The organism is Kitasatospora sp. NPDC001225 (assembly GCF_053597855.1).
The window spans coordinates 1-8,296 of the sequence record NZ_JBSFJC010000226.1 but is presented as its reverse complement, the minus strand read 5'-3'; the positions used below and the strand labels follow the sequence as shown (position 1 = coordinate 8,296).

Sequence of the window (8,296 nt, the reverse complement as noted above, 5' to 3'; positions counted from 1 at the left end):
GGCCCCCCACCCAAGACGCTCGGAGGGTAACCCCCAGCCGAGCGTCTACGTGATCTACTCACCGTCTGAAACCAAGCGGTGTTGCGACGACCCCTTGAACCCAAGCTGCGGTCGGGGGCCTTCGTCGTCTGCCGCTACTCGGCGCTGGTCTCGCGCTGCTTGCGCCAGCGGATCCCGGCCTCGATGAAGCCGTCGATGTCGCCGTCCAGCACGGCCTGCGGGTTGCCGGCCTCGTACGCGGTGCGGACGTCCTTCACCATCTGGTACGGGTGCAGCACGTAGGAGCGCATCTGGTTGCCCCAGGAGCTGCCGCTGTCCTTGAGCGCGTCCATCGCCGCCTTCTCCTCCTGGCGGCGCCGCTCCAGCAGCTTGGCCTGGAGGACGTTCATCGCGGACGCCTTGTTCTGGATCTGCGAGCGCTCGTTCTGGCAGGAGACCACGATGCCGGTCGGGATGTGCGTGATGCGCACCGCCGAGTCGGTGGTGTTGACGCCCTGGCCGCCGGGGCCGGAGGCGCGGTAGACGTCCACCCGGAGCTCGCCCTCGTCGATGTCGACGTGGTCGGACTGCTCGACGACGGGGAGCACCTCGACACCGGCGAAGGAGGTCTGCCGGCGGCCCTGGTTGTCGAACGGCGAGATGCGGACCAGGCGGTGGGTGCCCTGCTCGACCGAGAGGGTGCCGTAGGCGTACGGCGCCTTCACGGTGAAGGTCGCGGACTTGATGCCGGCCTCTTCGGCGTACGAGGTGTCGTACACCTCGGTGGGGTACCCGTGCCGCTCGGCCCAGCGCAGGTACATGCGCATGAGCTGCTCGGCGAAGTCGGCGGCGTCCACGCCACCGGCCTCGGCGCGGATGTTGATCAGCGCCTCGCGGGCGTCGTACTCGCCGGACAGGAGGGTACGGACCTCCAGCTCCTCGACCGCCTTCTGGAGGGCGACGAGCTCGTTCTCGGCCTCGGTGCGGGTGTCCGCGTCGTCCTCGGCCTCGGCGAGCTCGAACAGCACGCCCAGGTCGTCGATACGGCTGCGCAGGCCCTCGACCCGGCGCAGTTCGCCCTGGAGGAAGGAGAGCCGGCTGGTCACCTTCTGCGCGTTCGCGACGTCGTCCCACAGGGTGGGGGCGGCTGCCTCCTCCTCCAGGACCGCGATGTCGGCCCGGATCTTGTCCAGGTCGATGACGGCCTCGATCGACCCCATGGTCGTATCGAGGTTCTTGAGCTCTTCGGAAGGATCGACGGCTGCCACGCCCCCAGGGTAATGGTTCCGGGAGTGGTCATGACGACACCCCCGGTCCCCCCGGCCTCACGACGGCGGCCGCGGCCCCGGCTACGGCGCCCGCGGGGCCGTGCCGGACACCGCCGGACGGGCCGGGTGGCCGCCGTCCGGGACGGTGGCCGCGAACGCCGTCCAGGCCGCGGCGGCGCCCGCCAGCAGCAGCACGGTGGCGATCAGCACGGCCAGCAGCCGGCGGCGGCGCAGCAGCGCCTGGCGGTCCCGGCGGTGGCCCGGGGCGGCGCGCTGGGCGCGGGACTCGAGCGCGTACGCGGCCAGCTCGTCGGCCGACGGGCGGCGCAGGCTGGTGTGGGTGTCCCGGGTGGAGTCCGGGGCGGCGCCGGGCACCAGCGGGACGGCCGGGCCGCGGCGGCGCTTGTGGATGCCGGGGCCGGCGTCGATCTCGGCGTAGACGGCCTCGCCGGGGGTCAGCTGCTCCTCGGCCGGGGCCCGGCCCTGGCCGGGCACGGCGAGCACCGGCAGGCCGGCCAGCGAGGGCAGCTGCTCGCGCAGCCGCGAGGCCAGCTCGGCGGCGCGCAGCCGGGAGGCCGGGGCCTTGGCCAGGCACTCGGAGATGATCCGCCACAGCCCGTCCGGCAGGCCTGGGATCGGCGGGACCTGCTCGGTGACGTGCCGACGCAGCACCGCGCCGGTGTGGCCGCCGCCGAACGGGGTGAAGCCGGCCAGCAGCTCGTACAGCACGGTGGCGAGGGCGTAGATGTCGACGGCGGCGCGCGGCTCCAGGCCCTCGATGATCTCGGGGGCGAGGTAGTCCGGGGTGCCGATGATCCGGGTGGCCCGGGTGCGGCGCGGGGCGTCGACCAGGCGGGCCACCCCGAAGTCGGTGAGCTTGGCGCGCGGGGCGCCGCCGGGGCCGGGGGCGGCGGCGAGGTCGAGCAGGACGTTCTCCGGCTTGACGTCGCGGTGGACGATCCCGGCCGCGTGCGCGGCGGCCAGGCCGTCCGCGACGTCGGCGATGACCGAGGCGGCGGTCTGCGGGGGCAGCGCGCCGTCCCGCTCCAGCCGGGAGCGCAGGTCGGTGCCCTGGACCAGCTCCATCACCAGGGCGAGGTCGCTGCCGTCCACCACCATGTCGCGCACGCCGACCACCCGGGGGTGGTCGAGGCTGGTCAGCGCGGTGCGCTCCTGGACGAAGCGGCCGACCAGCACCTGGTCGGCGGCGAGGTCCTCGCGCAGCAGCTTGACCGCCACCGGGCCGTCGGGCCCTTCACCGAGCCAGACCGTCCCGGCCGAACCCCGGCCGATCACCTGGTGGACGGTGTACCGGCTGCCGATCTTGCGTGCCAATGCTGCTCCGTGGGCGGCGCGGGAGCGCTCCGGGGGTCCGGCGCGCTCGGTGGGGCGGGACAACAGCGACCAACCTACGCGCCCGGAGGGCCTGCGGGGGCCGCCCGAAGGGCCCGGAGCGGGAGTCCCGGCCGAGAAATCTCGATAATTGTCGACATAGCGTCAATGCGGCCGCCCGGGCGGGCCGGAGGCCGGAACGCCGTCCGGACCCGGACCGGTTCCGGCTCCGGATCGGCTCCGGCCCCGGGCGGCGCTACTTGCCGAAGAGGCTGTTCGCCCAGTCGCGCGCCGAGTCGAACCAGCCCACGACGTTGTCCCAGTAGTGCGGCAGCGGCGTGAAGTTCCACAGCGCCACCCCGGCCACGGCCAGCACCAGCAGCACCATCAGACAGCCCTTGAAGCAGCCGAGCCCCGGGATGTACATCCGGTTGCGGCTGCGCGGGCGCGGCTCGCGGGCCGGCCCGGGCTCGCGGCGGGCCGGGGCCGGCGGCTCCTCGCGGCGCTGCGGCGGGGCCTCCCGGTACTGCGGCGCGGGCGGCTCGGCCCGGCGCGGCACCGGGGTGGGCGCGGGCGGCGGCGGGTAGCCGCCCTGCGACTGGCCGTACCCGCCCGGGGCCTGCCGGTAGCCGCCGGGCGGCTGCGGACGGCCGCCCTGGCCCCGCTGGCCGCCCTGGCCGACGTTGCCTCCCTGGCCGGCCTGGCCCGCCTGGTAGGGCGGCGGGGCCACCGGCGGGCGCTGGGCGTAGCCGGGCGGGGGCGGGGCCTGGCGGTAGCCGCCGGGCTGCTGCCCGCCGGGGCGCCCGCCCGGGGCGCCCTGGCCCGGCCGGTGCCCCTGGCCGCCGTGGCCGCCCGGTCCGGCCGGGCCCCCCTGCCCGGCCTGGTAGGGCTGCGGGGCGACCTGCGGCTGCGGGAGGTCCTCGTAGTCCTCCGGACCGAAGTAGCCGACCTGGGTCTGCTGGTTGCGGTCCCGCGCCGCGCGCAGCTGGGTCTGCCACGGGTGCGGCGCCTCCTCCTGCGGCGGCCCGGCGGGCGGGGGCGGCGGCACGGCGGCGGGCGGCATCACCCGGGTGCGGTCCGGGGCGCCCTGCGGGGGCGGCGGCTGGGTGCCCATCACCGCGGTCGCCGCGGCCGGGTCGTACTGCCCGCTGGTCGGCGGCAGCACCTGGGTGTGGTCCTCGGCGCCGGGGGCCGTACCGGGGACCATGAAGCCCGGGGCCAGGGCGCCCGGCACCGTCACGGGCGGCAGCGGCGGCATGCTGCCGGGGACGGCCGTCGGCTGCGGGTCCGGCAGCAGCAGGGCGCCGACCGCCAGCGCCTCGTCCACCGCCGCCGGGGAGGCGTGCACGCCGACCCCGGCCGCGACCACCCGCAGCGCGTGCGCCAGCGAGGTGGCACCGGGCCGCTGGGCCGGGTCCTTGCGCAGGCAGCGCTCGATCACCGTCCAGAGCGGCTCGGGCATGGTGCTGGGCCGCTGCGGCTCCTGGGCCAGGTGGGCCTGGAGCACGGCGAGGGCGCTGTCGCCCTGGAACGGCTGGCGGCCGGTGACCAGCTCGTACAGCATGATCCCGGCGCCGTACACGTCCACCGCGGAGGTCTGCGGACGGCCCTCGGCGGACTCCGGCGCGACGTAGGCGGGGGTGCCGACGAACTCGTGGGTGCGGGTGACGCCCGGGGAGTCGGCGAGCCGGGCGATGCCGAAGTCGGTCAGCAGCGGGTGCATCCGCTCGACGCCGTCCACCACGGTGGAGGCGAGCATCACGTTGGCCGGCTTGAGGTCGCGGTGGACGATCCCGTCCGCGTGGCTGGCCGCCAGCGCGTCCGCGACCTGGGCCATCAGCAGCGCGCCGGCGATCGGGCTGAACGGGCCGTTGGCACGCAGGTAGCGGGCCAGGTCGGGGCCGTCCACCAGGTCCATCACCAGGGCCAGCAGCTCGCCCTCGACCACCAGGTCGCGGACCCGGACGATGTTGGGGTGGGTCAGCCGCAGCAGCAGGGAGCGCTCGCGCAGGAAGCGCATCACCACGTCGGGGTCGGCGGCCAGCTCCTCGCGCAGCACCTTGATCGCCACCCGCTGCCCGGGCGGGCAGCCCGGCACCTGGACGTCCTCGCGCACCACGCCGCGCCAGACGGTGCCGGTCGCACCCCGCCCGAGGGTCTCATCCAGCAGATACTTGCTGCCGACTGGCCGCACCTGTCGCACTCCTCGCCGTGCCGCCCGCGCGGGGCGCTCCTCCGCCGGTGCGGTGAGCCTGCCGGGCCCGTGTCTGCGGCCACTCTAACGGTGACCGTACGGGTTTTTGAGGTGGTCGGTAGGCCATCCGCACGGTCTGGGGAAGGGTTGGGGGAGATCCCCTAGGGAAGGTCCCGGGCACCCCGCGAGAGGACCGTCGACCTGACTCTCCGTCGCCCCGGTCACGGCCACGATCGCAAGATCGTCAAATCCGGTACGGTGCGCGGACCGTCCACGACGGATGGCAGGATGGACACTCGCCACTCGTGTGGCCCAACGGTGCCCTTGGCACCGGGCAGCGGCACCAGGCTTCACATCAGCAGAAGGGACCCGCGGGCGAGATGCAGATCCGGCTGACCGTCCTCCGACCGCGCAGCGGCCCGTCCGCCGCCGGCTCCGCCATTCCCTACGTGGACGTGCTGGTGACCGCGCCCGTCGGCACCGCACTCGGCGCCATCGCGGGCGCGCTCGCGGGTGCCGTGGGCGTGCGCGGGCCGCGGGCCGCCACCCACGTACACCTGTACGCCGGGGCGCACCGGGTCGACGAGCACACCCTGCTCGGCCACCCCCCGCTGCTCGACGGCGCCGTCCTCAGCCTGAACGAGCCCGACCCGACCGCCGACGACCCCGACGACGCCCCCGCCGCCGCCGAACTGCGGGTGGTCGGCGGCCCCGACGCCGGCGGCGTGCACCGGCTGCACGGCCGGGAGATCCGGATCGGCCGCTCCGCCGAGGCCGACGTCCCGCTCGACGACCCGGACGTCTCCCGGCTGCACCTCTCCCTGCACCTCGCCGAGGACGGCCGGATCTCCGTACGCGACCTCGGCTCCACCAACGGCACCGCCCTGGACGGCCGGCTCGTCCCGCCCGTCCCGCCGGAGGCCGCCGTCCCGCTGGAGCCCGGCGCCGTGCTGCGGATCGGCGAGTCCACCCTCCAGGTGACCGCCCCCGACCCGGCCGAGGCCGCCGGAGCCGTCCGCGCCGCCCTGCCGGACGGCCACGGCCACCTCCAGCTCGCCGCCCCCGGGCCGGTCCGGCCCGCGCCGCCCGTGGTCGAGCCGCCCGCCGCCCCCGAACCCGCGCCCGGCCGCGGCCGCGGCCTCTTCTCCCTGCTGCCCGGCCGCGCCGCCGAACCGCCCGGCCAGGAGAGCGCCGAGCGCCACCACGCCGCGGTCCGGCTGCGCCAGACCGCCGCCCAGCGCGAACGCTGGCCCGACCTCGCCACCCTGCTGCTCAACGCCGTCGGCCCCGGCCCCCGGCTCTGGGAGCGCGGCCCCGGCCACCCCGACGCGCTCACCCTGCGGCTCGGCACCGCCGACCGCCCCGGCGGACCCGGCACCACGCCCGGCACCATGCTGCCCGCCGTCCCGGTCACCCTCGACCTGCAGACCGCCGGCAGCCTCGGCCTCAGCGGCCCGCGCGAGCGCCTGGACGCGCTCACCCGCGCCGTCGTCGCCCAGCTCGCCGCGCTGCACCCGCCGACCGGGCTGAGCCTGGTCGTGGTCGACGCCGACCCGGCCCGCGCCGCCGAGGACCGCGTCGACACCTGGGCCTGGGCCCTGTGGCTGCCCCACCTGCGCCCGGTCGACGGCCAGGACTGCCGGCTGCTGATCGGCCTCGACGACGAACAGGCCACCGCCCGGCTGACCGAGCTCACCGCCCGGCTCAGCGGCCCCAGCGGCCTCGGCGGCCACCCCGCCACCGTGGTCGTGGTCGACGGCCGCCCGGCCACCGAGGCCGCCCGGCAGGCGCTCGACCTGCTGCTGCGCCAGGGCCCGGCGGTCGGCATCTTCCCGATCTGCCTCGCCGAGCAGCCCGAACTGCTCCCCCGGGGCCTCGGCGCCACCGCCCTGATCACCGGCGAGGTCGGCACCCAGCTGTCGCTGTCCCGGCCGGTCGCCCGCGGCCGGGAGACCCTCCACGAGGTCTCGCTGGACGCCGTCTCGGACGCCTGGGCCGAACGGCTCGCCCGGGTCCTCGCCCCGCTGCGCGAGGCCACCCCGGCCGCCCGCGGCCCGCTGCCCGACGTGCTGCGGCTGCTCGACCTGCTGCAGCTCGACACCGTCACCCCGGCCAAGCTGTCCGCCCGCTGGGACGCCCACGCCGGCGGCATCGGCGCCGCCACCGCCCTGCTCGGCACCACCCGGGACGAGCTCTGCACGCTCGACCTCGCCGACCCCGAACTCACCGTCCCCTCCCCCGACCCGGGCGGCCCGCACCTGCTGATCGGCGGCGCCCGCGGCTCCGGCAAGACCGAGCTGCTGCGCACCCTGGTCGCCTCGCTCGCCGTCTCCGAGCGGCCCGGGCGGCTCGCCGTCACGATCATCGAGGGCCGGGCCACCGCGGACGGCCAGGACGGCCTGGACGGCTGCACCGAGCTGCCGCACGTCAGCGGCCGGGTGAACGCCGCCGCCGACCCGCGCGCCGCGCTGCTCGCGGCCGAGGCACTGGAGGACGAACTCACCCTGCGGGAACGGCTGTTCGACGGGCTGGACTTCGCCTCCTGGCACGCCGCGCGGATCTTGGACGGGCAGAGCCTGGACGGGCCGGAGGCGGACGCCGAGCACCCCAAGGTCCCGGTGCCCGCCGCCGTCGGCGGCGGAGCGGCCACCACGCCCCGGATCATCCCGCCGCGCAGCGCGGAGGGCCCCCGCCCGACCGGCCCCGCCGCTCCCCCCGCCCGGCTCGTCGTCGTCGTCGACGACTACGACGCCCTGCTCTCCCCCACCTCCGCCGCCGGCCGCCCGCTCGCCCGCGCGCTGGCCGCCGTCGCCCGCCGCGGCGGACCGCTCGGCGTCCACCTCGCCGTCGCCACCGGCCGCCCGGAGGAGAGCGCCGGCACCGAGGTGGACGAGGCCGCGCTGCTGCGGATCGCCCTGCGCACCGAGGACCCGGCCGACTCCGACCTGCTGATCCACCTCGGCGACGCGGCCGCCCTGCCCGAGGACACCCCCGGCCGCGGCTACCTCCGCCTCCCGGACGGCGGCGTCACCGCCTTCCAGACCGCCCGGATCAGCGGCCGCATCCCGCGCACCGCCACCCTGCGGCCCACCGTCGTCGCGATAGACCCGCTCCAGCTCGGCGCCCCGCCGGCCCGCCGGCCCGTCCGCGAACTCGGCAACGGCCCCACCGACCTCGCCCTCCTCGCCAGCGCCCTCCAACGCGCCGCCGCCCGCTGACCCCTCCGGGGCCACCTCGCCTCGCACCCCGTTGCCGCTTCGGCCGACCCGAAGCGGCAACGGCATCAGGCACCACTCCCCGCACAGGAAGTCGTCAGATCGACTTCCTGTGCGGGGAGAGCCACAACCGCCGCGCTCCTCGCCGCAGGTCGCCCGCCCGCCAGGACGACAAGGCCCAGGCGGGCCCGACCGAGAAGGGCCGGGCCGCCGGAACCGCCGCCGAGCAGCACTCACTTCACCCCGTCATCCAGCGGATCGGCATCTTCGGGGCCGAGCCGTGGACGGAGGAGATGCGGCGCGAGATC

The 8,296-nt window shown here is 76.7% G+C and carries 4 protein-coding genes; 1 reads left to right on the top strand and 3 read right to left on the bottom strand.

All coding sequences use genetic code 11. From position 1 onward, the window contains the following. Positions 1-134: 134 nt before the first annotated feature. The 3 genes from prfB to ACWDCZ_RS37695 all read right to left on the bottom strand — a co-directional run bounded on the left by prfB (position 135) and on the right by ACWDCZ_RS37695 (position 4,773). Positions 135-1,247: a peptide chain release factor 2 gene (gene prfB / locus ACWDCZ_RS37705; protein WP_049653430.1), complete on the bottom strand. Its 1,113-nt coding sequence runs from the start codon at positions 1,245-1,247 to the stop codon at positions 135-137. A gap of 81 nt (positions 1,248-1,328) precedes the next feature. Beyond that, complete coding sequence (locus tag ACWDCZ_RS37700) at positions 1,329-2,582, bottom strand: serine/threonine-protein kinase (protein WP_117488036.1); 1,254 nt, start codon at positions 2,580-2,582, stop codon at positions 1,329-1,331. A gap of 253 nt (positions 2,583-2,835) precedes the next feature. Then, positions 2,836-4,773, bottom strand: coding sequence for a serine/threonine-protein kinase (locus ACWDCZ_RS37695; protein ID WP_375874781.1), 1,938 nt, complete (start codon positions 4,771-4,773; stop codon positions 2,836-2,838). A gap of 380 nt (positions 4,774-5,153) precedes the next feature. On the opposite strand from ACWDCZ_RS37695, the gene ACWDCZ_RS37690 reads away from it, so the two are divergent. Continuing rightward, positions 5,154-7,991, top strand: coding sequence for an FHA domain-containing protein (locus ACWDCZ_RS37690; protein WP_380780306.1), 2,838 nt, complete (start codon positions 5,154-5,156; stop codon positions 7,989-7,991). The last annotated feature ends 305 nt before the right edge of the window (positions 7,992-8,296 follow it).

Excerpts from the sequence above, each read along its gene's own strand:
- ACWDCZ_RS37690 (WP_380780306.1), top strand. The coding sequence starts at position 5,154 with ATGCAGATCCGGCTGACCGTCCTCCGACCGCGCAGCGGCCCGTCCGCC.